Annotated in this window: 27 protein-coding genes and 1 tRNA gene; 15 read left to right on the plus strand and 13 right to left on the minus strand. The window is 67.2% G+C overall.

What is annotated here, in order from left to right:
* Positions 1–30: 30 nt before the first annotated feature.
* Positions 31–1,209: a vWA domain-containing protein gene (locus AC0CH8_RS17335; protein ID WP_465240951.1), complete on the plus strand. Its 1,179-nt coding sequence runs from the start codon at positions 31–33 to the stop codon at positions 1,207–1,209.
* A gap of 96 nt (positions 1,210–1,305) precedes the next feature.
* Here the strand turns inward: AC0CH8_RS17335 and AC0CH8_RS17340 are convergent, their stop codons facing one another.
* Together AC0CH8_RS17340 and AC0CH8_RS17345 are read right to left on the minus strand one after the other, a co-directional pair.
* The gene (locus AC0CH8_RS17340; protein WP_204198693.1) at positions 1,306–1,449 is read right to left on the minus strand and encodes a hypothetical protein; all 144 of its coding nucleotides are present in this window, start codon (positions 1,447–1,449) and stop codon (positions 1,306–1,308) included.
* A gap of 98 nt (positions 1,450–1,547) precedes the next feature.
* Positions 1,548–2,633, minus strand: coding sequence for an anhydro-N-acetylmuramic acid kinase (locus AC0CH8_RS17345; RefSeq protein WP_465240952.1), 1,086 nt, complete (start codon positions 2,631–2,633; stop codon positions 1,548–1,550).
* A gap of 105 nt (positions 2,634–2,738) precedes the next feature.
* Between AC0CH8_RS17345 and rimO the strand changes: the two genes are divergently transcribed.
* Together rimO and AC0CH8_RS17355 are read left to right on the plus strand one after the other, a co-directional pair.
* Positions 2,739–4,076: a 30S ribosomal protein S12 methylthiotransferase RimO gene (gene rimO / locus AC0CH8_RS17350; RefSeq protein ID WP_465240953.1), complete on the plus strand. Its 1,338-nt coding sequence runs from the start codon at positions 2,739–2,741 to the stop codon at positions 4,074–4,076.
* A gap of 259 nt (positions 4,077–4,335) precedes the next feature.
* Entirely contained in the window at positions 4,336–5,730 is a 1,395-nt protein-coding gene (locus tag AC0CH8_RS17355) for an MFS transporter (protein ID WP_465240954.1), read from the plus strand.
* Positions 5,731–5,747: 17 nt separating this feature from the next.
* Here AC0CH8_RS17355 and AC0CH8_RS17360 read toward each other — a convergent pair whose 3' ends face one another.
* On the minus strand, positions 5,748–7,505 hold the full coding sequence (locus AC0CH8_RS17360) for a DUF885 domain-containing protein (RefSeq protein WP_465240955.1): 1,758 nt from the start codon (positions 7,503–7,505) through the stop codon (positions 5,748–5,750).
* A gap of 119 nt (positions 7,506–7,624) precedes the next feature.
* Between AC0CH8_RS17360 and AC0CH8_RS17365 the strand changes: the two genes are divergently transcribed.
* Positions 7,625–8,452, plus strand: a complete 828-nt coding sequence (locus AC0CH8_RS17365) for an alpha/beta fold hydrolase (protein WP_204198688.1) — start codon at positions 7,625–7,627, stop codon at positions 8,450–8,452.
* 161 nt (positions 8,453–8,613) lie between these two features.
* Here AC0CH8_RS17365 and AC0CH8_RS17370 read toward each other — a convergent pair whose 3' ends face one another.
* Together AC0CH8_RS17370 and AC0CH8_RS17375 are read right to left on the minus strand one after the other, a co-directional pair.
* Positions 8,614–8,901: a hypothetical protein gene (locus AC0CH8_RS17370; protein ID WP_465240956.1), complete on the minus strand. Its 288-nt coding sequence runs from the start codon at positions 8,899–8,901 to the stop codon at positions 8,614–8,616.
* A 518-nt stretch (positions 8,902–9,419) separates the two neighbouring features.
* Positions 9,420–9,764 carry a tetratricopeptide repeat protein gene (locus tag AC0CH8_RS17375; protein ID WP_465240957.1) on the minus strand — a complete coding sequence of 115 codons (345 nt, stop codon included), beginning with the start codon at positions 9,762–9,764 and terminating at the stop codon, positions 9,420–9,422.
* Between the two features lie 1,150 nt (positions 9,765–10,914).
* Here AC0CH8_RS17375 and AC0CH8_RS17380 point away from each other — a divergent pair.
* Entirely contained in the window at positions 10,915–11,220 is a 306-nt protein-coding gene (locus tag AC0CH8_RS17380; protein WP_465240958.1) for a hypothetical protein, read from the plus strand.
* A 339-nt stretch (positions 11,221–11,559) separates the two neighbouring features.
* Here the strand turns inward: AC0CH8_RS17380 and AC0CH8_RS17385 are convergent, their stop codons facing one another.
* The 4 genes from AC0CH8_RS17385 to AC0CH8_RS17400 all read right to left on the minus strand — a co-directional run bounded on the left by AC0CH8_RS17385 (position 11,560) and on the right by AC0CH8_RS17400 (position 14,124).
* A complete protein-coding gene (locus tag AC0CH8_RS17385; RefSeq protein WP_204198684.1) occupies positions 11,560–11,985 on the minus strand; it encodes an ExbD/TolR family protein in 426 nt (141 codons plus the stop codon).
* 24 nt (positions 11,986–12,009) lie between these two features.
* On the minus strand, positions 12,010–12,486 hold the full coding sequence (locus AC0CH8_RS17390) for an ExbD/TolR family protein (RefSeq protein WP_239474249.1): 477 nt from the start codon (positions 12,484–12,486) through the stop codon (positions 12,010–12,012).
* 103 nt (positions 12,487–12,589) lie between these two features.
* Complete coding sequence (locus AC0CH8_RS17395; protein WP_465240959.1) at positions 12,590–13,387, minus strand: MotA/TolQ/ExbB proton channel family protein; 798 nt, start codon at positions 13,385–13,387, stop codon at positions 12,590–12,592.
* A 56-nt stretch (positions 13,388–13,443) separates the two neighbouring features.
* On the minus strand, positions 13,444–14,124 hold the full coding sequence (locus AC0CH8_RS17400) for an energy transducer TonB (RefSeq protein ID WP_204198682.1): 681 nt from the start codon (positions 14,122–14,124) through the stop codon (positions 13,444–13,446).
* Positions 14,125–14,343: 219 nt separating this feature from the next.
* Between AC0CH8_RS17400 and AC0CH8_RS17405 the strand changes: the two genes are divergently transcribed.
* Complete coding sequence (locus AC0CH8_RS17405) at positions 14,344–15,267, plus strand: hypothetical protein (RefSeq protein ID WP_465240960.1); 924 nt, start codon at positions 14,344–14,346, stop codon at positions 15,265–15,267.
* Here AC0CH8_RS17405 and AC0CH8_RS17410 read toward each other — a convergent pair.
* Positions 15,242–15,613, minus strand: a complete 372-nt coding sequence (locus tag AC0CH8_RS17410) for a dihydroneopterin aldolase (RefSeq protein WP_465240961.1) — start codon at positions 15,611–15,613, stop codon at positions 15,242–15,244. The two genes, AC0CH8_RS17405 and AC0CH8_RS17410, sit on opposite strands and share 26 nt — an antisense overlap.
* A 125-nt stretch (positions 15,614–15,738) precedes the next feature.
* Between AC0CH8_RS17410 and AC0CH8_RS17415 the strand changes: the two genes are divergently transcribed.
* Genes AC0CH8_RS17415 through AC0CH8_RS17430 form a run of 4 tightly spaced genes read left to right on the plus strand, consistent with a single transcriptional unit; the run spans position 15,739 to position 18,676 of the window.
* Complete coding sequence (locus AC0CH8_RS17415; protein ID WP_343283965.1) at positions 15,739–16,275, plus strand: GNAT family N-acetyltransferase; 537 nt, start codon at positions 15,739–15,741, stop codon at positions 16,273–16,275.
* A 39-nt stretch (positions 16,276–16,314) separates the two neighbouring features.
* Complete coding sequence (locus AC0CH8_RS17420; protein ID WP_465240962.1) at positions 16,315–16,911, plus strand: DUF1285 domain-containing protein; 597 nt, start codon at positions 16,315–16,317, stop codon at positions 16,909–16,911.
* Positions 16,908–17,492 (plus strand): CoA pyrophosphatase, encoded by a 585-nt coding sequence (locus tag AC0CH8_RS17425; RefSeq protein WP_204198678.1) that lies wholly within the window; start codon positions 16,908–16,910, stop codon positions 17,490–17,492. The genes AC0CH8_RS17420 and AC0CH8_RS17425 overlap by 4 nt, the downstream gene beginning before the upstream one ends.
* Positions 17,489–18,676 (plus strand): CCA tRNA nucleotidyltransferase, encoded by a 1,188-nt coding sequence (locus tag AC0CH8_RS17430; RefSeq protein ID WP_465240963.1) that lies wholly within the window; start codon positions 17,489–17,491, stop codon positions 18,674–18,676. The genes AC0CH8_RS17425 and AC0CH8_RS17430 overlap by 4 nt, the downstream gene beginning before the upstream one ends.
* Positions 18,677–18,823: 147 nt before the next feature.
* Here the strand turns inward: AC0CH8_RS17430 and AC0CH8_RS17435 are convergent, their stop codons facing one another.
* Entirely contained in the window at positions 18,824–20,503 is a 1,680-nt protein-coding gene (locus AC0CH8_RS17435) for a putative bifunctional diguanylate cyclase/phosphodiesterase (RefSeq protein ID WP_465240964.1), read from the minus strand.
* A gap of 100 nt (positions 20,504–20,603) precedes the next feature.
* On the minus strand, positions 20,604–22,847 hold the full coding sequence (gene parC, locus AC0CH8_RS17440; RefSeq protein WP_465240965.1) for a DNA topoisomerase IV subunit A: 2,244 nt from the start codon (positions 22,845–22,847) through the stop codon (positions 20,604–20,606).
* A gap of 293 nt (positions 22,848–23,140) precedes the next feature.
* Between parC and AC0CH8_RS17445 the strand changes: the two genes are divergently transcribed.
* From AC0CH8_RS17445 to purQ, 4 genes are all read left to right on the plus strand, one after another.
* Entirely contained in the window at positions 23,141–23,983 is an 843-nt protein-coding gene (locus AC0CH8_RS17445) for an alpha/beta hydrolase family protein (protein ID WP_465240966.1), read from the plus strand.
* Positions 23,984–24,084: 101 nt separating this feature from the next.
* Complete coding sequence (purC, locus tag AC0CH8_RS17450) at positions 24,085–24,864, plus strand: phosphoribosylaminoimidazolesuccinocarboxamide synthase (protein ID WP_465240967.1); 780 nt, start codon at positions 24,085–24,087, stop codon at positions 24,862–24,864.
* A 13-nt stretch (positions 24,865–24,877) separates the two neighbouring features.
* On the plus strand, positions 24,878–25,108 hold the full coding sequence (gene purS / locus AC0CH8_RS17455) for a phosphoribosylformylglycinamidine synthase subunit PurS (protein ID WP_204198671.1): 231 nt from the start codon (positions 24,878–24,880) through the stop codon (positions 25,106–25,108).
* Positions 25,108–25,776 carry a phosphoribosylformylglycinamidine synthase subunit PurQ gene (gene purQ / locus AC0CH8_RS17460; RefSeq protein WP_465240968.1) on the plus strand — a complete coding sequence of 223 codons (669 nt, stop codon included), beginning with the start codon at positions 25,108–25,110 and terminating at the stop codon, positions 25,774–25,776. Before purS ends, purQ begins: the two co-directional genes overlap by 1 nt.
* A 76-nt stretch (positions 25,777–25,852) precedes the next feature.
* Here the strand turns inward: purQ and AC0CH8_RS17465 are convergent, their stop codons facing one another.
* Complete coding sequence (locus tag AC0CH8_RS17465; RefSeq protein ID WP_465240969.1) at positions 25,853–26,578, minus strand: queuosine precursor transporter; 726 nt, start codon at positions 26,576–26,578, stop codon at positions 25,853–25,855.
* 58 nt (positions 26,579–26,636) lie between these two features.
* On the opposite strand from AC0CH8_RS17465, the gene AC0CH8_RS17470 reads away from it, so the two are divergent.
* Positions 26,637–26,713: transfer RNA gene (locus tag AC0CH8_RS17470), tRNA-Arg, on the plus strand.
* Positions 26,714–26,838: the final 125 nt, after the last annotated feature.

Below are 26,838 nucleotides of genomic sequence, written 5' to 3' on the forward strand. Positions count from 1 at the left end.
GCTGACCGCGCGCGGGCATGCTGCGCGGCGATGTTCCTCAACTTCCTCGACGAGCTGCGCAGCGCCGGCATTCCGGCCAGCCTGAAGGAGCATCTGCTCCTGCTGGAGGCGCTCGATGCCGACGTGATCGACCGCACGCCGGAGAATTTCTACTATCTCGCCCGCGCCACCTACGTGAAGGATGAGGGGCTGCTGGACCGCTTCGATCAGGTCTTCGCCAAGGTCTTCCGCGGACTGACGACCAGCTACGGCCAGCAACCCGCCGACATCCCCGCCGACTGGCTGAAGGCGGTGGCCGAACAGTTCCTGACCTCGGAGGAGATGGAGCGTGTCCGCTCGCTCGGCTCCTGGGACGAGATCATGAACACCCTCAAGAAGCGCCTGGAGGAGCAGCACGGCCGGCATCAGGGCGGCAGCAAGTGGGTCGGCACCGGCGGCACCAGCCCGTTCGGCAACGGCGGCTACAATCCCGAGGGGGTCCTCATCGGCGGCGAGTCCCGCCACGGTCGCGCGCTGAAGGTCTGGGATCAGCGCGAATTCCGCAACCTCGATGCGACGCGCGAACTCGGCACCCGCAACATCAAGGTCGCCCTTCGCCGCCTTCGCCGCTTCGCGCGGGAAGGGGCCGCGGACGAGCTCGACATCGACGGCACGATCGACGGCACGGCACGGCAGGGCTGGCTCGACGTACGCATGCGTCCCGAACGGCGCAATGCCGTCAAGTTGCTGCTGTTCCTCGATGTCGGCGGCTCGATGGACCCCTTCGTAACGCTGTGCGAGGAGCTGTTCTCCGCCGCCACGTCCGAGTTCAAGAACCTGGAGTTCTTCTACTTCCACAACTGCCCGTATGAGGGCGTGTGGAAGGACAATCGCCGCCGGTTCGCGGAACGGACGCCGATGTGGGACGTGCTCCACAAATACGGGCATGACTACAAATGCGTGTTCGTCGGCGATGCGTCGATGAGCCCATACGAGATCACCCATCCCGGCGGCTCGGTCGAACACATGAACGAGGAGGCGGGCGCCGTCTGGCTCCACCGCCTGACCACCACCTACCCCGCCACGGTCTGGCTCAACCCGCTCCCGCAGGAGCATTGGGGATATACCCAGTCGATCCGCATCGTCCGGGAAATCATGACCGACCGCATGTACCCGCTGACGCTCGCCGGCCTCGACGACGCCATGCGCGAACTGACGCGGAAACGGTAGGCCGACTGTCTATCGTGAGGTTGACGGCTGCTCCGGTCGCCCTGCGCAGCGGCATCGGCAATTCGGTCGAACCGGCTACTACGCGCTCACCGCGGACTAGGCGCTCAGCGCCTCGATCTTGCGCGTATAACTCTCCACCAGCCGCAGGCGGCGTTCCCGCGCTTCGGCGGTCAGCGCACGTTCGGCAGCGGCACGTTCGATCGTCAGGCGACGCAAATAATAACGGAGGTCGGATTCCATCGGGTCTGTCCCTTCCCCGGATTCACTCATGTCCTCGTCCTACTCCTGAGCCGTTCCGAGTCTACCGCGCCAACATGCATCAAGCGATCATCCGGTTGTCATGCGCGGTGGATCACGCCACCGGCCATCGCTGCGGGTATCCCCGTCGTGCCGGGGAAGCTGATCGGCAGGTTTTTCAACGTTCTGACAGCCATATAAGCGAATCCCTCCGCCTCGACGCCGTCCCCGTTCCATCCCAACGAGTCGCCCGCCTCCGCCGCGATGCCGCACCGTTCCGCGATCATCGCCAGCATCGTCGCATTGTGCCGACCGCCGCCGACCACCAGCAGGCGCCGCGGTCGTTCGGGCAACTGCCGCAACGCCAGCGCCACCGTCTCCGCCGTAAATGCCGTCAGCGTCGCCGCCCCGTCCGCCGCACCCAGCCCGCGCGCCGGCTGGATCGTGAAGTCGCTGCGGTCCAGCGACTTGGGCGGAGGCGCATCGAAGAAGGGGTTGTCGAGCATCGCCGTCAACACGCTCTCGTCGACGCGCCCGCCAGCCGCCAGCGCACCGCCGGCGTCGTAACGCGCGCCGGTCAGTTCCTCGACCCAGCTATCGATCAATCCGTTCGCCGGCCCCGTGTCGAACGCCACCAGCGCGCCATCCGCGCCGACGAAGGTGATGTTCCCCACCCCGCCCAAATTTAGCACCGCGACCGGCCGCTCCAGCCCGGCGACGAGCGCCGCATGATAGACCGGCAGCAGCGGCGCCCCCTGCCCGCCCGCCGCGACATCGGCACTGCGGAAGTCCGCCACCGTCGTAATTGCCGTTGCCGCCGCCAGCGCCGCACCGTCGCCCAATTGCCACGTCCAGCCGCGATCCGGCCGATGCGCCACCGTCTGCCCGTGCAGTCCGATCACGTCGACATCGGCCGCCGCCACGCCGGCATCGCGCAGCAGCTTCGCCACCGCCAGTGTATGCGTGCGCGTCACCAGTTCGGTCGCCGCGATCATCGGCGGACTCAGGCGCGGCTTGTCATAGGTCAGCGCGATCCGCGTCGCCTCCGCCAGTTCGGCGCGAGCGACATCCGAATAGGCCTCGCCCCGGAACGCGATGGGCCGGGCTACGCCCTCGCCGTCGGTTTCGATCAACGCCGCATCGATACCGTCGAGCGAGGTTCCGGACATGAGGCCGATGGCTAACATGGCCGCCCTTCTATCCTCGCGATCCGCGTCGTCCAGCACCAGCCGCACACCGCTCCGCCCGACACTGGCAAAATCGCGCCCGATCGCCTATGTGGCGGCGATCCAATGGCAACCAAACTCCCCTCCCCGCCGCGTGTCGGCATGGTCTCGCTCGGCTGTCCCAAGAACCTGGTCGACAGCGAACGCATTCTGACGCAGCTGCGCGCCGACGGCTATCAGATGTCCGCCGACTATGCCGGCGCCGATGTCGTGCTCGTCAACACCTGCGGCTTTCTCGACTCCGCCAAGGAGGAAAGCCTGGAGGCGATCGGCGAGGCCATCGCCGAGAACGGTCGCGTCATCGTCACCGGCTGCATGGGAAAAGAGGCGGAGGTCATCCGTGCCCGCTTCCCGCAGGTCCTCGCCGTCACCGGCGCTCACCAGTACGAACAGGTGGTCGAGGCGGTGCACGAGGCTGCCCCGGCCAACCTGTCGCCGTACATCGACCTCATCCCGGATGCCGGCCTGAAGCTGACGCCGCGCCATTACAGCTATCTGAAGATATCGGAGGGCTGCAACCACCGCTGCTCCTTCTGCATCATCCCCTCGTTGCGCGGCGATCTCGTCAGCCGCCGCCCCGATGCGATCCTGCGCGAGGCGGAGAAGCTGGTCGCGGCGGGCACGCGCGAGCTGCTGGTCATCAGTCAGGACACCTCCGCCTACGGCATCGACATCCGCAAGGAACCGCGCGCGTGGAAGGGCCGCGAGGTCGTCCCCCACATGACCGACCTCGCCCGCGAACTGGGCAAGATCGCGCCGTGGGTGCGCCTCCACTACGTCTACCCCTATCCGCACGTCGATCAGGTCATCCCGCTGATGGCCGAGGGGCTGGTCCTTCCCTATCTCGACATCCCGTTCCAGCACGCCGCCCCCTCGGTGCTCAAGCGCATGAAGCGCCCCGGCAACGACGCGAAGGTGCTGCAACGCATCCACCAGTGGCGCGACATCTGCCCCGATCTCGCGATCCGCTCGACCTTCGTCGTCGGTTTCCCCGGTGAGACGGAAGCGGACTTCCAGTATCTGCTCGACTGGCTGGACGAGGCGCAACTCGACCGCGTCGGTGCATTCCGCTTCGAACCCGTGGAGGGCGCGACCGCCAATGCGCTCCCCGACCATGTGCCGGAGGAGCTGAAGGAGGAACGCTACGCCCGCATCATGGAAAAGACCGCTGCGATCTCCGCTGCCAAGCTCGCCGCCAAGGTCGGCCGCACGCTGGCGGTGATCGTCGATGCGGTCGACGACGAAGGCGGCGCGACCGGCCGCTCCACCGCCGACGCCCCCGAAATCGACGGCGAAGTCTTCCTCCGCGATGCGGGGCATCTGACCGTCGGCGACATCGTGCCCGTCACGATCGAGGATGCCGACGACCACGACCTGTACGGAGTGCCGGCGGCGGCGAACTGACGCGCCGCGCATCGGTGGCGGAGGAGGGGAGCCACAGCCCCGCCTAGAGCAGTACAGGCCGCCCATGACGCCCCTCCCCCGCGAAGGCCGGGGTGGGGCAATATACTCGCATCTCCCACTCTCCTCCGTTCGGCTTGAGCAAGTCGAAGGCCTGCGATGCAGCTGTGCTTTAACCTGATCGTGTAAGAAGGGCCGGCAACCGCGCACGTCCACCTCGAACTCCGCGGCAACAACGCACCTCCGAAACGTTACCCCCGCCATGACCGATGGCCTGCCCAAACCCCGCCGCTTCCTCGCCATAGCCGCCGTCTCGGCAGGCACCGCGCTCGTCGTCGTCGACGGCGCGATCGCCACCGTCGCGCTGCCGACGATCGCCCGCGACCTGGGCGTCGACGCCTCCGCTGCGGTAGCTGTCGTTACCGTCTACCAGCTCGTCCTCGTCATGACGCTGCTGCCCTTTTCCGGTCTCGGCGACCGGATCGGGCTCAAGAAGCTGTACCAGGCCGGTCAGGCGGTCTTCACCGTCGCAACCATCCTGTGCTTCTTCGCGAAAAGCCTGCCCTTCCTGCTGATCGTCCGCGCCGCGCAGGCGCTCGGAGCAGCAGCGGCGCTCAGCGTGTCGTCGGCGCTGCTGCGATCGATCTACCCCACGAAGCAACTCGGCCGCGGGCTCGGCATCAATTCCGTCGTCGTCTCCAGTTCCGCCGCTTTCGCACCGACGTTGGGCGGCCTCGTCCTCGCGGTCGCGCCGTGGCCGTGGGTGTTCGCCAGCGCCGTGCCCTTCGCGATCGTTAGCCTGATCCTCGGCCGCGCCCTGCCAAATCCGCCACCACGCGCCGAGCCGTTCGATGTGCTCGGCGCGGTGATGTGCGCCGCCATGTTCGGCCTCGTCATCGGCGGGCTGGAGACGGCGGTTCATGGCGACAGCCCGGTCGTCTCCGCCGCGATCGTGATCGTCGGGGTGATCGTCGGCATCCTGTTCATCCGTCGCCAGCGCGGTGAGGTCGCCCCGATCCTGCCCGTCGACCTGCTCCGCCGGCCGGTGCTGGCGCTCTCGACGATGGGCGCGTTCACCGCCTTCGTCGCGACGATGACGCTGCTACTGTCGCTGCCGTTCCGCCTGCAACATGGCTATGGCTTCGCGCCGTCGGAGGTCGGGGCGGTGATCGCACCGTGGCCGCTGACGACGATGATCGTCGCGCCGCTGGCCGGATGGCTGTCGGACCGCTACCCCGCCGGCCTGCTCGGTGGCATCGGCATGGCGCTGGCGATCGTCGGCCTGCTGACCCTGTCCTACCTTCCCGCCGACCCGAGCTACTGGGCGATCGCGTGGCGCATGTCGCTGACCGGCGCGGGGTTCGGCATGTTCCTCTCGCCCAACGCCCGCCTGATCATCGGCAGCGCCCCGCGCGAGCGCGCGGCGGCGGCGGGCGGCCTGATCTCCACCACGCGCATGGTCGGGCAGACGACCGGCGCGACGCTGGTCGCGGCGCTGCTCGCGATCGGCCTCGGCTCGGGTGGCGGTCCCGCACTCATCGCCGCCGGCCTCGCCGCGGTGGCGGGCGTGTGCAGTCTGGCCCGCCTCAACCCGGCCATCCGCAACCCGCCGCGCGATGAAGCCGCCGACGCCCAACCCGGCGCGCAGGTCAGCTAAGCCGCGCCGCAGCCCCCTCAGAACATCGCCCGGGCCGTCGCCTCCCCCATCATCTCGCGTCGCAGCAGCGGGATCGGCGGCCCACCATAGCTCAACAGCCGGTCGTGGAACGTCTTCCACGCCTTCCGCCCGCCACGCTTCGCCGTCCAGTCGGTGCGCAACCGCCGGATCAGCAGCTTGCCCATCGTGTAGTTCAAATACGCCGGGTCATAGGTCCCCCGCGCCGATTGCTGCCGCGCCATGCCCTCGTCCTGATAGCATTGCTCGACGAACATCCGCCGCGACTGGTCCTGCGTCATCCCCCGCGCATGCAGCCCGATTGCCGACAGATACCGGCAATCGCGCAGCAACGCGTTGGAAAGCTGACCGATATGGACCGCCGGATCACCCGCGCCATAGCCCGCCTCCCACATCATCTCCTCCGCATAATGCGCCCAGCCCTCCGCGAACGCATAGCCGACGAACAGCCGCCCGAAGAGCGAGGGCGACCGGTTCGCATGCAGGAACTGCACGAAATGCCCCGGCATCACCTCGTGGATCGACGTGAACAGCAGGCTGTCCTTGCCCGGCACGAACGCGTCACGCGTCGCCTGATCCCACGCCGGATCGGGCGGCGAGATGTAATAGACCGATGGCAGGCCGGTATCGAACGGCCCCGGCGGATCGATATACGCCAGGTTCTGCCGGTTATACGGCGGACTCTCCTCGACCAGCGCCTGCTCCGTGCCCGGAATGCTGACGAGGTCCTTCGCAACCACGAACGCGCGCAGCGTCGGAATCTGCCGTCGCGCCTCCGCGACCGGCCCGTCCACAGGCTTCACGGCATTCATCTTCGCGACGCAGGCCGGGATCGTCGCGCCCGCTGCATACAGCTTGCACGCCGCTTCCAGCGCCGCCCGGTTGCGCGCGAGGTCCGCACGCCCGGCCGCCTCCAGCGCATCGAGCGAGGTGTCGACGCCCTCCGTCGCGTTGACCATCCGCGTGAACCGCGCCGCTCCCAGCGCATAGCCGTCCGCCGGCGCGCTCGCCTTCAGCTCCTTCATCCAGCGACCCAGATCGCGCATCGCTCCGCTCGCCGCTCGCGCCGCATCCTTCAGGTCGCTTTGCGCACCCGCATCCTTCACGCCTGCGAACGCCTCGATCAGGTCGCCGCTATAATAGTCTGCAAACCCGTCGAAGCCCGCTTGCCCGTAAGCGACGAAGCTGGCCGGCATCGGCGTCTTCAGGTTCGCCCGGATCTGCGCCGCCGCCGCCGGCACCGCCCGCAGGAAGCGGGTCGCCGCCTTCATCCGCACCGCCGGCTCGGCATAGTTGCGCGCGATATAGACGTTCGGGTCCAATCCGTTGCCGACATACCAGGCCGGGTTGCTGTGCGGAAAATCCGCATCGACCAGCCAGAACAGCCGCCCCTCCGCCGTCTGGATCAGGTAATCGCGCTCGAACCGGTCCTGCGCGCTCATCCCCGGCGTCGGCACCGCGCGCGCCTTGGTGATCGCAGCCCGGAAGAAATCGGCCTGCCGCTGCAACCCCGCCTCGCTCCAGTCGGGCAGTTGCCCGTCGAAGTCGTGCCGCCCCTGATATACCGCCGCCGCCGGGTCGAGGCGGAACAGCCCTTCGATGTAACCATCGCGAAAGGTCGCCCACTGGCTCTGCGCCGCGCCGATCTTCACAGGCGGCGCGCCCCGGCGGATCTGCGGAACGGGATCAGGAGCGGCGCCACCCAGCGCGATCAGCATCGCCGCCGTCGTCCCAGCCAGCGTCCATCGTTTCGTCATGCAACCCCCTCGATTCGCGTCAGGACGGATGCTGGCACGGCGCGCCGCGGGGGACAAACGCGATGCGGAACGCCGACCCTTAACGCACGTTACGGGGCACAGCCTATCAGGAGTTGAGTATGCCCTATATCAAGACGCGCGATGGCACCGATCTCTACGTCAAGGATTGGGGCGCCGGTCGGCCCGTGATCCTCACGCACGGCTGGCCGCTCAACGCCGACAGCTGGGACGCGCAGGCGATGGCACTTGCAAACGCCGGCTTCCGCGCGATCGCCTATGACCGCCGCGGCTTCGGTAGGTCGGGCCAACCGTGGAGCGGCTACGACTATGACACGCTCGCCGACGATCTCGCCGACGTGATGGAAGCGGCCGGCGCGGATACGGACGCGACGATCGTCGGCTTCTCGATGGGCGGCGGCGAAGTCGCCCGCTACATGAGCCGTCATGGCGGCAAGGGCGTGATCGCCGCCGGCCTGATCGCCTCGGTCGTGCCGTACATGCTGAAGACCGACGACAATGCCCACGGCGTCCCGGACGACACCTTCGCCCAGATGCGTCAGGGCCTGACGGAGGACCGCCCGAAGTTCCTGCGACACACCTTCATGCCGGGCTTCTACGGCGTCGGCACCTTCTCGCATCCCGTCAGCGACGATGTCGTCGAATGGTCGATCGGCATGGCCCTGCTCGCAGGCCTGAAGCCGACGCTCGCCTGCCTCGACGCGTTCGCCTACACCGATTTCCGTCCCGATCTTGCCGCGTTCCGCGTGCCGACGCTGATCGTCCACGGAACCGGCGACGCCACCGTGCCGATCGACACCTCCGCCCGCGCGGCCGCGGTGGGCATCCCCGGCAGCCAGCTCGTGGAATATGAGGACGCCCCGCACGGGCTGAACGTCACCCACTCGGATCGTCTCAGCCAGGATCTCATCACCTTCCTCGGCCGCTGACAGGTCACCGGCTCCCGGCTCATGCCGGGAGCCGGTCCTCACGTTCGCCGAACTACCGTGCGGGAAAATGACAACTGCCAGCCCTGCCGCACCTTCAACCGATCAGGAAACGCCCGAGCACCGCACCTCCTGTTTGCAGTACTGACATTTCCAACATAATCTCAGCGCGCAGGAACGGTAGCAACCGAAAAGAAGAGCGTGGCGTGGTCGGTAGTCACCAATCCAACTCTTTCGCTATTTTTCATCGCCATACCCGCGTCGCGCACCGCTGAAGTTTCCAAACGATCGGCCGATGCGGTTGCGCAGTCGCAAGTCAAAGCCTTCAACCGGGCGACGTCGATGCGTTCGCATTCTTCTAAGCCGACGATGTAGAGCGGTTCGATCTCGGGTCGGAGGTAAAGCCCACTCTGTCGGGGGCGAGCGGTCCTGATCGCCCGCCACCTGTTCATGCTCGAACGATATCACCCGAAGGCCACGATCCTGTCGCGCATGCAAAACGGCGACTTCGTGATCGACCGGGAGCGGACAGGCGCCGCTGGCCGCACGAGCGAAGGCATCGCCATCTATCGGGTATAACGGACAAGATCACGCGCATGTGGCTCGCGCCATGACGCAATCGCGGGTATTCCGGGTCCGCTCGTTCATGCAAGCGCCCACGCGTGATCGCACCAGAGGCTTCGAGACGATGCCCGATCGATCACTTTCGCAGCAACCGTCACTCTGCGGTCGGCGCTCGGATCGCCCGCTCGAAAGCACGGAAGAAATTGTCTGCTACGATCTCGTCGACGCGTTCGCCGCCCAGACCAGTGCGGTCGTGAGCGGTCGTGAGCGGTCTCTCAGTCTACTGTCAGGGTGAGCCGCCCCACGCCGTTGTCGATCATCGCATTCGGCCAATCGGCGCATGGCTGGAGAAAGCCACGCTGGCGGGGGCGCGAGCATCGCCCACCACCCCGCTAACGCAATAGCCTCAGCGCGTCGCCATCATCGCCGGCGTCAGTCGCGCGAGCCCACGCTGCGCGATCTCGTGCGAAGACACCGAATCGCCGGTCGGCAACGCCATCGCAACGGCAGGGCGATCGAGCACCGCCGCGTACAGGCCGCGTGCCGCGTCGAGCCGGCCGGTCTGTCCGTAGACGACCGCCAGGTTGAGCATCAGTTCGGGCCGCTCGGGAAAGATACGGCGCTCTGCAATCAGTCGCTGTTCGGCGCCCTTCAGGTCGCCCGTCGCAATGGCCCGATAGCCGGTGCGATCTGCCGCAAGCGCCGGCGTCGCGACTACCGCCATCAGGCACGCCACAAGAATGGTCCGCATGGTCCGTCTCCTTTCATCGCCTCATCGTTGAGGTTTCAGTTTTGTGACATTGGTATGTCACTTTCGTGAAACGCTCGCAAGCGATTGTCGGTCCCGGATCGAAACGCCTCTTCGGAACGATTTTGCGAGCGTCGCAGAGTTCCCGCCACCGATCGTCACTCACAGGTTCGAGGTCTGTCCGGGGCAATGGGGAAGCAGGTGGCGCAGATGAGAACTGCGTATCAATGCGGCGCTAGCCACCCGCTGCGGTCGCCCGGAGTAGAGCTCGATCAGATTGCGCGAACGCGGGCCAACATGGCCTCGCTCTTGAACGGCAGTCCTGTCCCAAGGCCGAGCAACGCGCCAATGGCCTCTATGACCGTGGTGGAATCGTCATTCAGCGTGGCGGATCGCGCGTGCTCAAACGAGCCGTCACTGCGCCCATGTGCCGAGGGACACCATCGGCAAGCCTACCGATGGCATGCTCAAGGAGCAGCGCTCGCTGAACCGTAGCCCCGGATCGCGTCCTGTGTGACGCGGCGTATGAAGCAGCGCGATACAGCCGCCTCGCCTGCGGATATCGATCCGCCCCGGATCGGAGAGACATCCATAGCGAGGTACGGCGGTCGTTCCGGTACATCGTCACCCGAATGCGACGCCCCCCAGCGGCAGACATATTTGCAACGGCAGAGCGGAAGGCGCTTGGCGATCCGAGGGACCTAGGAAAACGTCCCGCGCGACGAGCCTCGGAATGGCGCGACCGACTGTCTCGACCCGTCCCGGGGCGAATCAACGTTCAAGCTGAGAGTACAACGAGCGCCCCAACGACGGTCGCCCGGTGCATGTTCAGTACTTATCCCCTCGAGACATCTACCAATCATGTATCCCCGCGAAGGCGGGCACCCCATGTGCTCCCGCCTTCGCGGGAGCACATGGGGTGCCAAGCAGACCGGTCCTCTCCGAAGGGCTAAATACCAGCATGGTCCGGGGATCGCTCTCGCTACACCTCGGACCGAGGACCACTAACACAGTGACGGGACAGCCCGTTCGCACCGCGTCGAGCATCGCTATCGATCCATCGTGACCCGTTGCGGTGGTACACGCTGGTGTCGGAATTGCCCGGCAACAAACGGCGCACGATCGACTCCAATGTTCGCGGCAATGGCGAACGATGACCTTGCTCGCGGCGCTGCAGTGCGACCTGATCGGCCCGGGGGGCATGCTCGATCAACCGTTCAACGGCCAAAACTGCTGCGATTATGTCGAGCAGCGTCTTGTGCCGACGCTCTCGCCCGGCGACATCGTCATTATGGATAATCCCGGCCGCCGCAGGCGACCTGTTGTCCGCCGGGCAATCCGCCGCACCCGAAGCCAGGCTGCTGTTCCTGCCGCCCTGATCGCCCGACCTCACCCCAACGGGACGGTTCCCGCGAAGCTCCAGCACCGTCTGCGCAAGGCCGCCGAGCGCTCCCACTAAGCGATCAAGCGGCGCATCGGACCCCCGCTCGACGCTTTCCCTCTCCCCGAGTGCTCCAACTCCCGGCTCGACGCAGACCACGGGTCAGCCCGATGTCGTCTGACCCTAATGGCGTGAAAGTGGAACGCGTTCAGCGCCCCCCTTTGTCGGGCAGTCCGAGGTGACGAAGTAATTTTGCCGAACCAGCAACGGAGGACGCCCAGTTCAAAATAGTCCAATCCGGCCGTCACGTGATCGCTGGCGCCCGTCGACACATAGCGCATAAAAAAGGCGGCCCCGAGGGACCGCCTGTTCATGCTCGCTCGAGCCTGATGTCACCGCGACCGACGCGGCAAGGGATCAGAAGTCGTTGCGATACTGTTCGTTGCCGATGAAGCCGAGCTTCGTGATCGCGGACCGCTTCACGGTCGCCAGCGTCCGGTCGACCGCTTCGTAGCGAGCGTCCGGTGCGGGCTGGAAATGGAGCTCGGGCTCCGGGTTCATGCCCGCGGTCTGATCCAGATACTGGCGCAGCGTCACGTCGTCTACCGGAGCACCGTTCCACGCCACCGTGCCGGCGGCGTCGATCGTAATCTTGTTCTTCTGCGCATCGACCGGGTTCGGCTGATTCTTGGAGTTCTGCGGCAGATCGACCTTCACCGCATGCGTCTGGATCGGGATGGTGATGATGAACATGATCAGCAGCACGAGCATGACGTCGATCAACGGCGTCGTGTTCATTTCCATCATCGGCTCGCCGTCTTCGCGGCCTGCACTCATTGCCATAGGTTTATCCCTCGCTCGCGCGGATCAGATCGACGAACCGCCGCCGGGGGGCGGCTCGGAGATGAAGCCGACGCGGGCGAAGCCGGCCTGCTGCATCGTGTAGATGGTGCCGCCGATGCACCGGTACGGCGTATTCACGTCGCCCCGGATATGCGCTTCCGGCAATTCCAGGCCCGCCGCGTTGACACCGCCCTGACGGTCGATCTCGGTCTTCAGCTTGGCCACCGCCAGATCCAGCAGTTCCTGGTGGCCGACCTTGGACATGTTCCAGTAGACTTCGCACTCGCCGCCGTTCGACGTGACGGAGAGGTTGACGTTCTCCGGCTTGGTCGTGGTCGGGTCGAAGCGAACGTCGGGCAGCTTCAGCTTCACCGTCTGCAGCACCACGGGCACCGCGATCAGGAAGATGATGAGGAGCACCAGCATGACGTCCACGAGGGGCGTCGTGTTGATGTCCGACAGCGGGGCGTCGTCTTCGCCTCCTCCGGTACTCATCGCCATGTCTTGGCAATCCTATCCTTGAAGTACACCGGCCGCGAACCCCGCACGGGGCGGGCCGGCGTGATGGTCGGGGCCGCCGCGACGGCGGCCCCGACCCTGTTGGTTACGGGCGCGACTGGACGCCACCGGTCTGACCGGCCGTCGTCGTGGCGGTGTTGGTCTTCAGCGGCGCGGTCTTCGGCGCGGTGCCGACGACCGGGCGCACGGCACCGTTCGATGCCAGGAAGCCCAGCACGTCGTTCGAGAAGGCCGACAGGTCCTTCGCGATCGACTTGTTGCGGCTCTGGAGCCAGTTGTACGCGAGCACCGCGGGAACCGCGACGACCAGGCCGAGCGCGGTCATGATGAGCGCCTCACCGACCGGACCGGCGACCGCATCGATCGATGCCTGACCCGACGAGCCGATCTTGATGAGCGCGCGGTAGATGCCGATAACCGTACCGAACAGGCCGATGAACGGCGCGGTCGAACCCACGGTCGCCAGGAAGGCGAGGCCGCTGGCCAGCTTCGAGTTCACGGCCGCTTCCGAGCGGGCCAGCGAACCGTGCAGCCAGTCGTGCGCCTCGACCGGATCGGTCAGCTTGGCGTGCTGGTCTTGCGCCTCCAGACCGTCGTCCACGAGCTGCTTGTAAGCCGAATTCTTCTCGAGCTTGGCCGCACCCTCGCGCAGCGAGTTCGACTGCCAGAAAGTCTGACGGACGCGCTTCGCCTGGTTGATGATCTTCTGCTGCTCGAACAGCTTCGAGAACAGGATGTAGAACGACACGATCGACATCAGGACGAGGATCGAGAACACGGACTGCGAAATCAGGCCGCCTTCGCGGAGAGCTGCTTCGAGACCGTACGGGTTCGCGTCCTTGGCCGCTGCGGCTCCCCCGGCCGCAAGAATGGTGGTGATCATGGTGGCTGGATCCTCTGACTAATTCGATGATGAGTTTGGTTTAGAAACGGTCCGCATTACTGCGGCGGCATCCGCCACACGACGCGCCGCGACGAGCTCGACCGGATCGGATTGCCCGCCTGATCGACCGCCGGTGAATAGCGACCGCGACGGGTGATCGCCGAGCAGGCCGCCCGATCGAGTGCGGCCGAGCCGCTCGACTGGGTGACGACGCAATTCTCGACGCGACCCTGGGCGTTGATGTCCCACTTGATCGCCGACGTGCCTTCTTCCTGCAAACGCAGCGAGCTGGCCGGATAGTCGTCGGTAGACACCCACTCCGCAGGATTGCCCTTCGCACCCGCCGCCTTGCTGATCACCGGCGCGGCCGGGGGAGCAGGCGGTGCCGGCGGGGCCGGCGGCGCGGGTGGCGCTGTCGGCTGCGACGGCGGGATGATGATCGACGTGTTGATCGCGGGGGCCGGCACCGGCGTGGTGACAATAGGCGGCGGCACGACAACCGTGGTCGGCGGCGGCGGCAGATTCGGCTGGTCTGGCGGCGGCGGCGGCGGCTCGTCCGGCGGCGGCGGCGGCGGCGGCGGTTCCACGTCGAACGTATTCAAATCGCTCGAAACCTTCTTGACGTACTGGTACGCCAGGCCGGTTACGAAGGCGTAGCCGAGAGCGGCATGGATCAGCGCGACGATCACGATCGCGACTACCTTGCCCCCGCTCATCTTCTGGTCGGTATAGGCCATTCAGCAACTGCGCTCCCTTGGTCCTCGAACGGCTGACAAAGAATCGGAGGCGTGCCTCCTCTCCTTCCGCCTGTCGGGCAGTTAACGAACCCTAACGTCGCTGAACGGAGCACGCAAACGCTTTGTCGCACGCAATAAAAGCGCAACATATTGTCGTTTGGGCGAGTGGGAGTGCGCGGAATATGTGCGGTTCATGTCGAATGCGTTAAGGCAAGCGCCATGATGTCCCGATTCCGTACGCCTCTCCCGCTCGCCGCCGCGCTTATCGCCGCGGTACCGCTACCGCTCGCCGCGGCGGTCCAGATGCCCCAGGGGGCCACGAGCGCCGCTCCGGCGGGCACCGCACCCGACGGCGTCGGGCCGGCTTATGCCGACCTGACCGACCTTGTGCTCGCGGCGCCGATGATCGTCGATGCGACCATCGCTTCGACCACCCGCATCAAGGGTGCGGAGGCGGCGGGCGTCGCGCCCGCCCTGACGCGCTACTATGTCGAGGCGGATGTCGGTGCCTTGGTCCGCGGCGCCGCCGGCGTACCGCAACGCATCGGCTATCTGCTGGATGTCGCGCCCGATGCGCGGGGCCGACAGCCTCGCCTGAAAAAGTCCCGTGTCCTGCTGTTCGCACGCCCCGTGGCGGCCGCCGGGGACCAGCTCCAGCTTGTTGCGCCCGACGCGCAACTCGCCTGGACGCCGGGTCTGGACGCCAGCGTCCGGTCGATCGCGACCGCCGTCGTTGCGGCCGATGCGCCGCCCGCCATCGTCGGCGTCGGCAACGCCTTTCACGTGCCCGGCGCGCTGCCCGGCGAAAGCGAGACGCAGGTGTTCCTGAAGACGGCCGACGCACGCCCGGTGTCGCTGTCGATCCTGCGCCGCCCCGGCGAGCAGCCGCGCTGGTCGGTCGCATTGGGAGAGATCGTCGACGACGCCGCCGGCCCGCCCGCGCACGACACGTTGCTCTGGTATCGCCTCGCCTGCGCACTGCCGCCGGTGCTGCCCGATACCAGCGTCGGCGACCTCGACCAGACCGGCGCGACCGCCGCAACGGAGGACTACGCCGTCGTGATCGCAGCGCTGGGCCCCTGCGGCCGGACTCGCAGCACGCCCGGTTCCAACGACCTCAGCGCCGGCGCCGCACCAGCGTGATGCCGATCGACTCGCCTGCCTCGGCGATCGCCAGCTTCACGATCCGGACCTGAACGCGCGCGACACGCGCATCCTGCAGGAACAGCGTTTCGCAGATATGCTCAGCCACCGCCTCGACCAGCGTGAAATGCACCCCCTCCGGCAGCGCGGTGGTCGCCGCATGCTTCAGGTCCATGTAGTTCTTGGAGGCGCCCAGCGGCGTGTCCGGCGCGAACCGCCCATCGGCATCGAGGTCGACGGTCATGGAGATGCGCAGTGGCTGCGGCAGGTGCGTCTCCTCCGAATAGATGCCCGTCAGGACCATCACTTCGAGATCGTCGATATGCAGTTGCAGCCGGTCTTCCATGCACCCGCGCCTTAGGCGTCGGGCCGGACAGCGGCAATGCCCCCGACTGTGTCGTTGATCAACGCCGCGGCTTGCCTTCCCCCACGGTGCGGCTACAGCGCGCGGCGCCTGCCGGGAGAGACCCGATCACCACCACGCCTGCCATCCTGCCCCTGACCCCGGACCGCACTGCGGAGGTCGAGCATCTGCTCGACCGCGCATTCGGTCCCGACCGCCGCACGCGCACCGCCTATAAGGTGCGCGGCGATGTCGCGCCGGTCGCTGGGCTGAGCTTCATGGCGGTGGACGAGGGGGCCGTAGATGGCGGCGTACTGGTGGGCTCGATCCAGTGCTGGCCGGTCGCGCTGGTCGACGATCACGGCACCGCGCATCCGCTGGTCATGGTCGGCCCGATCGCCGTCGCCCCGGAACGTCAGCAGGACGGCATCGGCCGCCGCCTGACCACGGCCGCGCTCGATGCCGCCGCCGCGCACGGGCTGGATGCCGCGCTGATGCTGATCGGCGACCCCGAATATTACGGACGCTTCTTCGATTTCACCGCCGATCGCACCGCAGGATGGCGACTGCCCGGTCCGGTCGAGCGTCGCCGCCTGCTCGCGCGCGGACCGGCGGTGCCCGATGCGGCCGGCGTACTCGGCCCGGCGCTTCGTCTCGCCGCCTGAGCCTTTACGCGTCCGCCGTCCCGCCCTACCTCGCCCGCCATGCCGATGGAGCCGCTTCCCGACCTCGCCACGCTCAGCCTGCCGGAAATCGCCCGGCTGGTCGAGGAGCAGCGCCTGCCCCCCGTCGATCAGTGGAACCCGCAGCATTGCGGGGACAGCGAGATGCGGATCGCCGCCGACGGGACGTGGTTTCATCAGGGGTCGCCGATCGGCCGTCCCACTATGGTACGCCTGTTCTCCACGATCCTCCGGCGCGAGCCGGACGGCGGTTACGTCCTCGTCACCCCCGTCGAAAAGCTGACGATCGCGGTCGATGATGCGCCGTTCGTCGCCGTGGAGATGAAAGCGGAGGGCGACGGCCCCGAGTCGCGGCTCGCCTTCCGGCTCAATACCGGCGACCTCGTGACCGCCGGGCGCGATCATCCGCTGCGATTCGCTCCAGCCGGCGGTCCCGACGGTCAGGACGCCCCTCACCCTTATCTCCATGTTCGCGGCACGATCGGTGCGGGGCTGGAGGCGCTGGTCGCCCGCTCCGTCTATTATGATCTCGCGGAGCGGGCGATCGCCAGCGGCGACGCGGCACCCGGCATCTGGAGCGACGGCGCGTTCTTCCCCTTCGCGCCCGCCGCGGCATGACGCTGGCGCACCGGCTGCGCGCCGCCCTGGATGCGTCCGCGGGCGGCACGATGCTGGCCGGCGACGATGACGAGCTGCTGACCCGCGGCGACATGACTGCGGCGGCGGTGCTGATCGCGGTCACCGACCGCCCAGAACCCGGGGTGATCCTGACCCAGCGCACGGAGACGCTGCGCAAGCATCCCGGCCAGGTCGCGTTTCCCGGCGGCCGCCTCGACCCCGGCGAGGACGCCATCACCGCCGCCCTGCGCGAGGCGGAGGAGGAAGTCGCCCTCCCCCGCACCGTGCCCCACGTCATCGCCACACTGGAGCCGTATCGCACCGGCACCGCGTTCGAGATCGTGCCGGTGATCGCCGTCGTCCCGCCCGACCTGCCGCTCGTGGCCGCGGAGGCGGAGGTCGCCAGCGTGTTCGAGGTGCCTCTGAGCTTCCTGCTCGACATCGCCAACCACGCCGCGCGCACGGCGATGTGGCAGGGGGCGGAGCGCCATTATGTCGAGATCCTGTGGAACGATCGCCGCATCTGGGGCGCCACCGCGGGCATGATCGTCAACCTCTCGCGTCGTCTGGCCGGCCTGTGAGCACTATCCTGCCCGATGCGCCTTGGCGTCGCCGCGAGGGGCTGGACCGGCTCGCCGCGATCCTCGGCGGCAGCGTCGGGGAGGCGCGTTTCGTCGGCGGGGTCGTCCGCGACACGCTGCTCGGCATCGACGCGGCCGATATCGACATCGCCACCGCCCACCCGCCGGAGGAGGTGCTGCGCCGCCTGAAGGACGCGGGGATCAAGGCGGTCCCGACCGGCCTCGCCCACGGTACCGTCACCGCCATCCTGGCCGGTCAGCCGATCGAAGTCACCACGCTGCGCCGCGACGTCGCCACCGACGGCCGCCACGCGCTGGTCGCCTTCACCGACGACTGGCGGGAGGATGCAGACCGCCGCGATTTCACGATGAACGCGCTCTACGCCGATCCGGCGACCGGCGCAGTGTACGACTATCATGACGGGCTGACCGATCTCGCCGCTGGTCGCGTCCGCTTCATCGGCGACCCGCTGCGCCGCATCGCCGAGGATCACCTGCGCATCCTGCGCTTCTTCCGCTTCCACGCGCGGTTCGGCGACGCGATCGACGACGTCGGCCTCGCCGCCTGCGCCGCGCGCGCGAACGACCTGATGGCCCTCTCGCGCGAACGCATCGCGGCCGAGTTGCTGAAGCTGCTCGTCGCCCGCGATGCGGTGCGTGTCGTGGCGCTGATGGTCGAGCACGGCATCCTGCGCGCGGTACTGCCGGAGATTGACGCGGCAGGGATCGCGCGCCTGACCGCGCTGGCCGCGCTGGAAGCCCGGAGCGGCACCGCCCCCGACTCGATCCGCCGCCTCGCCGCGCTGATCCCGGCCGAGCATGCGGATGCGGTGGGTGCGCGATTGAAACTGTCCAACACCGACCGCAAGCGCCTCAACGCCGCTACCGCCGGGCCGGGTAGCGAGGGACCGCACGCGCTCGCCTATCGCTGCGGCACGACGGTCGCGATCGATCGCCTGCTGCTGGCCGGCCACGACGTCCGCGCGATCGAGGGCTGGCCCGTCCCGCGCCTGCCGATCACCGGCGGCGCCCTCGTCACCCGCGGCCTCGCCAAAGGCCCCCAGGTCGCGACCGCGCTGCGCACGATCGAGTCGCAATGGATCGAAGAAGGCTTCCCCGACGCCTCCCGCGTAGAAACGATCGCCGACGCCGTCGTGGCGGAAACGCTGGCAGGTAGGGGCTGATCCGGCTCCGAAATACGGGCCACGCCAACGCTATCGACTCCATCCGTCATCCCAGCGAAAGCTGGGATCTCCGTCGAGAGGGTAGAAACATCGCCATGTGCCTTAACCGAAGATCCCAGCGTTCACCGGGATGACGGACCGGCAGCCCTACTCCGCCGCCTGCGCCTGCGGCCGCTCCATCAGCATCGCCAGCGCGACATCCGCCTCCAGCGGCCGGGCATAGAAATACCCCTGCCCGTAGGTGCAGCCCAGCGCCGCCAGCGTCTGAGACAGCTCGCTCGTCTCGATCCCCTCCGCCGTCGTCTTCATCCCCAGCGCCTGCGCCAGGCTCAGGATCGCGCGCACGATCGCGATCTTGTCGCGATCGGCCAGCATGCCCGTCACGAAGCTGCGGTCGATCTTCAGCACGTCGATCGGCAGCTTCTGGAGGTAGGCGAGGTTCGAATAGCCCGTCCCGAAATCGTCCATCGCCAGCGTCGTGCCCAGCGCCTTCAGCGCATGCATCGTGCCCGCGATGCGGTCGGGATCGGTGACGATCGCACTTTCCGTCAGTTCCAGCGTGAAGCGATCGCCGCTCAGCCCGGACCGGTCGAGTGCGCGCCGCACGACGGGAGCGATGGCATCGCGCTGCAACTGGATCGCCGACAGGTTCACCGCCAGCTTCACGCCGCAGTCGCCGCCCATCGCGCCGTCCCACGACGCCAGCGTCCGTGCCGCCTCGTCAATCGCCCAGCGGCCGAGCGGCACGATCAGCCCTGACTCTTCCGCCACCGGGATGAACTCGGCCGGCGCCAGTTCCTCATCACCCTCGCGCCACCGCGCCAGCGCCTCGAACGCGATCGTCTCGCCCGTCGCCAGGTCGCAGATCGGCTGGTAGGTCAGGCGAAGCCGGCGCTGTTCGATTGCCCGGCGCAACGCCGTTTCCATCCCGAACTGCTCGCGCGCGATCGTAAAGGCCTGCGTCTGGTACGTCTCGACGCGGCCGGTCGCCTTGGCGCGCTTGGTCGCGAATTGCGCATGGCGAACCAGATCGTCGATGCTGCCCGGCTCCGAGCCGTAGGCGATGCCGATCGAGCAATCGACGCTGATCTCGAAATCGGTCAGCCGGAACGGCGTCGCCAGCGCGCCCCGGATGCGATTCGCCAGCTCGTGCGCCTCGTCGTGCCGCTCGTCGATCGTCATCAGCACGCCGAACTCGTCGCCGCCGATCCGCGCGAGCGTGTCGCGCGCCCTCAGCGCACCCTTGACCCGCCGCGCCACGGTGATGAGCAATTCGTCGCCCGACAGGCTGCCCAGACACGCATTGACCCGCCCGAAGCGCGCCACGTCGATGACCATCACGGCGCGGTGGCCGCGATCGCTTTCGGCCGCCTCGATCAAGTCGGCAAAGCCTTCGCGATTCGGCAAGCCGGTCAGGCTGTCGGTCGTCATCTCCCGCCGCAGGCTGCGTTCGGTATGATGCTGCGACGTCTGGTCGATCAGCGTGATCGTGCACCGACCCGTCAGCCGCACGTCGGACCGCGCGAGCGTCACCCGGAAATAGCGGCAGTCGACGGCGCTGCCGATCGTCCAGTCGAATGCCATGTGCAGGTCGTCGGAACCGAGAAACGTCTCCATTCGTGACGCGATGCTCACCAGCAGCGGCGACCGTTCGGCGATGATCCCCAGCCCTGCCGCGCGATAGGCGCGATTGACCGCGACGAACTGAAACCCGCTGCCCTCCCGGATCACATGCGCTGCCGGGATCGGCATCAGGTCGAGCGCACGCGCGACACCCTGCACCGTAAACGGTGGCGGCAGCGGGGGCTCGGTCTGGGCTATGGCCATGCCCCGGCTCTAGCCCCGACTGGTTAAGACCCACTGAAGCCTTACCGAAAGTCGCTTTCATCCGCGTAACATACGTTACATCGAACGAACATCGAACAGGTCAGCCGAAACGATTGTCGCGGGGGAAACCTGTCGGCGGCATCCGCCCCGCCGCGCCGCGTGCCGCCCGCCAGGCGGACAGGTCCGGCTCCGACCGCATCCGACCCGTACCGCCGCCCATCGGCCAGCTCAGCCCCTGTGCGAACACGAACGTCTTGGCATCGGACAGGCCTCCGTCGCGGAACCGCTGCAGTTGCAGACCCTGCCCGCGGCTCATCTCCACCAGCTCGGCGATCGGGAAGACCAGCATCTTGCGGTTGTCGCCGATCGCCGCGACGTAATCGTCGTCCTTGCCGACCGGCCGCACCACCTTCAGCAGCGCACCCGTGCGCGGCGTCATCACCGTCTTGCCCTTGCGCGTCTCGGCGATCGTGTCCGCCACCTGCACGATGAAGCCGCGTCCGTCGCTCGCCGCCAGCAGCAGCCGGTCCTGCCCGCTCGCTTTCACGAGTGCGACGACGCCGACGCTCCCGTCCAGATCGACCATCGCCCGTACCGGCTCGCCGAATCCGCGACCGCCCGGCAGCTTGTCCGCCGCCAGCGTGTAGAACCGCCCGTTCTCAGCCGCCATCAACAGCTTGTCGGTGGTCTGCGCATGAAAGGCGAAGGCGGGACCGTCGCCCTCCTTGAACTTCATCGTATCCGGCGCGGACAGGTCGTTGTGCCCGCGCAGCGCGCGTATCCAGCCGCGCCGGGACAGGATGACGGTGATCGGCTCGCGTTCGATCATCGCCTCCAGCGGAATCTCCCGCGCCGGAGCCGCTTCCTCGATCGTCGTCCGCCGCGCCCCCAGCAGCGTCTCCGCCCCGTACCGGTCGCGCACCTTGGTCAGGTCGCGCTTCATCCGCGTCTTCTGCTTCGTGGGCGACTCGAGCAGCGCCGCCAGTCCCGCACGTTCCTTGTCGAGCGAGTCCCGCTCCTTCCGGATCTCGAACTCCTCCAGCCGCCGCAGACTGCGCAGCCGCATGTTCAGGATCGCCTCCGCCTGACGGTCGGTCAGGCCGAACTCGGCGATCATCACCTGCTTGGGCTCGTCCTCGGTGCGGATGATCTCGATCACGCGGTCCAGGTTCAGATACGCGATCAGATACCCGTCGAGCAGCTCGATCCGGTCGGCGATCTTGTCCAGCCGATGCCGCGTCCGCCGCTCCAGCACCACGAACTGGTGATCGACCCACGCGCCCAGCGCCTCCGCCAGACTCATCACCCGCGGTGTCCGGTCCTTGTCGAGGACGTTCAGGTTCAGCGGCACCCGCACTTCCAGGTCGGTCAGCCGGAACAGGCCGTCCATCAGCACGCCGGCATCGACCGTACGACTGCGCGGCTCCAGCACGATCCGAACCTCGGCATCCGACTCGTCGCGGACATCCGCCAGGATCGGGAGCTTCTTGTCGTTGATCAGGCTCGCGATCTGCTCGATCAACTTGCCCTTCTGCACCCCAAACGGAATCTCGCTGACCACCGCCTGCCAGCCGCCGCCCTTTTCGCGCTCGACCGTCCAGCGTGCCCGCACGCGGAAACTGCCGCGGCCGGTGCGATAGCTTTCGGCGATCACCGCCGCCGGATCGACCACCAGCCCACCGGTCGGAAAATCAGGCCCCTTTACGAATTGCAGAACGTCGGCCGCGCGATCGTCGACGAGCGCAATCGCCGCGTCCAGCAATTCGGCGGCGTTGTGCGGCGGAATGCTGGTCGCCATGCCGACGGCGATACCTGCCGCGCCGTTCGCCAGCAGGTTCGGGAACAGGCCGGGGAACAGCTCCGGCTCCTGCTCCTCACCGTTGTAGGTGGGGCGCAGGTTCGCACCGTCCTCGTCTAGCCCGTCCATCAGGTCGATCGCGACCTGCGTCAGCCGCGCCTCGGTGTACCGGTACGCAGCGGCGTTATCGCCGTCGATGTTGCCGAAATTCCCCTGCCCGTCGACCAGCGGATACCGCAGCGAGAACGTCTGCGCGAGGCGGACCATCGCGTCGTACACCGACTGGTCGCCATGCGGATGATATTTGCCGATCACGTCGCCGACGACGCGTGCGCACTTCTTGTAACCCTGGCTGGGGTCCAGCTTCAGCAGCCGCATCGCCCACAGCAACCGACGATGTACCGGCTTCAGCCCGTCGCGCACATCCGGCAGCGACCGCGCCGTGATCGTCGACATTGCATAGACCAGATACCGCTCCGACAGCGCACTGTCGAATGGCGCATCCAGCACGCCGATCGGCGCATCCTTGTCGGTCAATTCAGCCATCGCAACGAGGGATAGCACCCGCGTTCCCGTTTTGTCATCCCGGCTGTCCTACGCCACGTTAAGATGGCAGGATGCGACCTATGACGGCCACTCCTCCTCGCACGAATCCCTTCGGCAACATCGCGTCCGCTCCTTCCCCGACCGCGAGGTCGTCAGCGCCTCCACTTCCTCCACTTCGGCACGCATTTCGGCGAAGTGGAGGACACGCTGGAACGCCTCCACTTCCTCCACTTCGGACCGTGCTGACGCTGCTGGCGCTTGCTCTTGTTGCACCGCTCGGCATGACTTCGGCCATGTCCGCAGACCGCCTCCTGACCTGGCCCGACCTGACCAAGCGCGCGAAGCCTCGGCCCGACGCCACCGTCGATTACGGCCCCGACCATATGCAGAAGGTCGATGTCTGGCTGCCCGCCGGTCGCGGTCCACACCCCGTCGTGCTGATGGTCCACGGCGGCTGCTGGCAGACGGAGATCGCCGATCGCAGCCTGATGAACTGGATCGCCGATGACCTGCGCAGGCACGGCGTCGCCGTCTGGAACATCGACTATCGCGGCGTCGATCGCGCCGGCGGCGGCTATCCCGGCACCTTCGCGGACGTCGCCGCCGCGGCGGATGCAATGGCCGTAAACGCCCGTCGCTTCCACCTCGACCCGCGCCGCCTCGTCGCGGTCGGCCACTCCGCCGGCGGGCATCTGGCGCTGTGGCTCGCCGCCCGCACCCGCCTGCCGAAGACCAGTCCGCTCGACACCGCCAACCCGCTGCCGATCCCGCACGTCATCAGCCTGGGCGGTCTTCCCGACCTCGAAGCCACCGCCGCCAGCCCCGATAACGGCTGCGGTACGGAGGTCGTCGCGAAGCTCGTCGGCAGCCGACCCGACCCGTACGCCGACACCTCCGTCCCCCGTCTCCTCCCGCTCGGCATCCCGCAGGACCTCGTCAACGGCCGCGAGGACCGTATCATCCCCTTCCGCATGGCCACCGACTACGTCGCTGCTGCCAAAGCGAAAGGCGAGATGGCCACGCTCCACACAGTCGCCAAGACTGGTCACGTCGAACTGATCGCGCCGGAAACTGCCGCTTGGGCGCAAACGCGCAGACTGATCCTCAGCGCGCTGGCCCCACATCGACCGATCTGATTGCACCCTGCCCGCCCATCCCGTATAGGCGCGGCATCCTTCCTGCCCCGGCCCGCGACCGCACTCGCGGGGTCCGGGGCTGCTAATTTCAGGGGAACAGCATGCCTCGCCGCCGCCAGATCTACGAGGGCAAGGCCAAGATCCTGTACGAGGGTCCCGAACCCGGCACGATCATCCAGTATTTCAAGGACGACGCCACCGCGTTCAATGCCCAGAAAAAGGGCACGATCAACGGCAAGGGCGTGCTGAACAACCGGATTTCGGAGCACGTCTTCACGCTGCTCGACCATATCGGCGTGCCCACGCACTTTATCCGCCGCCTCAACATGCGCGAGCAGCTTGTGCGTCAGGTCGAGATCGTCCCGATCGAGGTAGTCGTCCGCAACGTCGCCGCCGGATCGCTGTCGAAGCGGCTGGGGATCGAGGAGGGCACCAAGCTCCCCCGCACGATCATCGAATACTACTACAAGGACGACGCGCTCGGCGACCCGATGGTGTCCGAGGAGCATATCGCCTGCTTCGGCTGGGCCAGCCAGGAGGAGATGCACGACATCGCCGACCTCGCGATCCGGGTGAACGATTTCCTGTGCGGGCTGTTCGCCGGCGTCGGCATCCGTCTGGTGGACTTCAAGCTGGAGTTCGGCCGCGTCTGGGATGACGATTACGGCCGCATCATCCTGGCGGACGAGATCAGCCCCGATGGCTGTCGCCTCTGGGACATGGAAACCAACGACAAGATGGACAAGGACCGCTTCCGACACGACCTTGGCGGCGAAGCGGAAGCGTATCAGGAGGTCGCACGCCGGCTCGGCCTGCTCCCCGAGGGCGAGGAGGGCGCGGTCCTCGATCTCGACAGCCATCGCAAGCGTCGCGGCAAGTAAAGGCGATAAGCGTATGAAACTCCGTATCTTCGTCACGCTGAAGCCCGGCGTCCTCGATCCGCAGGGTCGCGCCATCCACCACGCGCTCGGCAGCCTCGGCTTTCAGGGTGTGGAGGATGTCCGCACCGGCAAGCTCATCGAAATGGAAGTCGCTGACGGCACCACGGACGATGCGATCGACGGCATGTGTCGCCAGTTGCTCGCCAACACCGTGATCGAAAATTACCGGGTGGAGCGCGCCTGATGAAGACCGCCGTCCTCGTCTTCCCCGGCTCGAATTGCGACCGCGACGTTGCCGTCGCGCTGCGGGCCGTGACCGGCACGGCGCCGGCGATGGTCTGGCACGGCGACAGCGAACTGCCCGACAATGTCGGCCTGATCGCGGTTCCCGGCGGCTTCTCCTATGGCGATTACCTCCGCTGCGGCGCGATCGCTGCGCGGTCGCCGATCATGCGCGCGGTCGTCGACGCCGCGAACAAGGGTGTGCCGGTGTTCGGCGTCTGCAACGGCTTTCAGGTGCTGACGGAGGCGGGGTTGTTGCCTGGGGCGTTGATGCGGAACGCCGGTCTGAACTTCGTGTGTCGCGACGCGCGGTTGACGGTCGGCGATGCGGACAGCGCCTTCACCCGCCTGTACGACGCGGGCGAGACGATCACCGTCCCCGTCGCGCACCACGACGGCAATTATTTCGCCGACGACGCGACGCTCGACCGGCTGGAGGGCGAAGGCCGCGTCGCGTTCCGCTACTCCGACGACCTCAACGGTTCCGCGCGCGCCATTGCGGGCATCATCAACGATCGCGGCAACGTGCTCGGCATGATGCCGCATCCCGAACGCCGCGTCGAAACCGCCCATGGCGGGACCGACGGCCGCCGTCTGTTCGAGGGATTGTTGGAGACGGTGGGGGCCTGACGACGGTATTCCGGTCCCCGTGGATGGACACGGGGATCGGACGCCGCATGGGACTAACCTTAGCCTAACCTTCCGACTACACCCGCGTCCGAAACGGCGTGAAATCCGTCGAGCGATCGAACACGTCGACGCCCTCCACCCGCTTCAGCCAGCCGACGACAACGTAGGTGACCGGCGTCAGCAACACCTCCCACCCCACTTTCAGCGCCCATTGCGTGAACAACACGGTCACGACCAGTTGCGGCGTCCACCCCGTCGCGCCCCAGAAGGCGAGCGGGTAGAAGATCAGGCTGTCGACCCCCTGCCCCACGACCGTCGACCCGATCGTCCGCATCCACAGGTGCCGCCCTTCGGTCAGCACCTTCATGCGCGCCATGACATAGGCGTTGACGAACTCGCCCGCCCAGAACGCGCAGACGCTCGCCAGCACGATCCGCGGCACCTGCCCGAAGATCACGGCATAGGCCGCCTGGTTGCCCCAGCTCGGCGCGGGCGGCAGCGCGACGACGACCCAGCTCATGAACGCCATGAACAGCACCGCGACCGTCCCCGCCCAGATCACCCGCCGCGCCCGGGCATAGCCGTAAACCTCCGTCAGCACGTCGCCGATGACGTAGCTGAGCGGAAAGAACAGGATGCCGGCCCCGAACGGCCACTCGCCGACCAGCGGCAACGTCACCACCGCGACCTTGCCCGCCCCGATGACGTTCGACAGCAACAGGATCGCGACGAACGCCGCCATCACGAAATCGAAATAGCGGAACGCGCGCGTTCCGGTGCGGTCTTCGGCCCCCTGATCCATGTCGGCCGGTATGAAGCCGGTTCCGTCCCCACGCAATCCGCGCTACCGGTGCCGCCGGGCGCCCGTAGTTCAACTGGATAGAGCACGAGCCTTCTAAGCTTGGAGTTGCAGGTTCGAGTCCTGCCGGGCGCGCCATTCCTGTGTCCTTTCGCAGTAAGCCTGCGCCGAGTTTGCATAAGTCGGCCTAGGGTCAGGACCCATTGATGTGAGAGGCGCGATCTGATTCAGGCTCTGAGAGGAGACTGGAATGAGCGACCTGT

Source organism: Sphingomonas sp. AC435, from assembly GCF_979253005.1.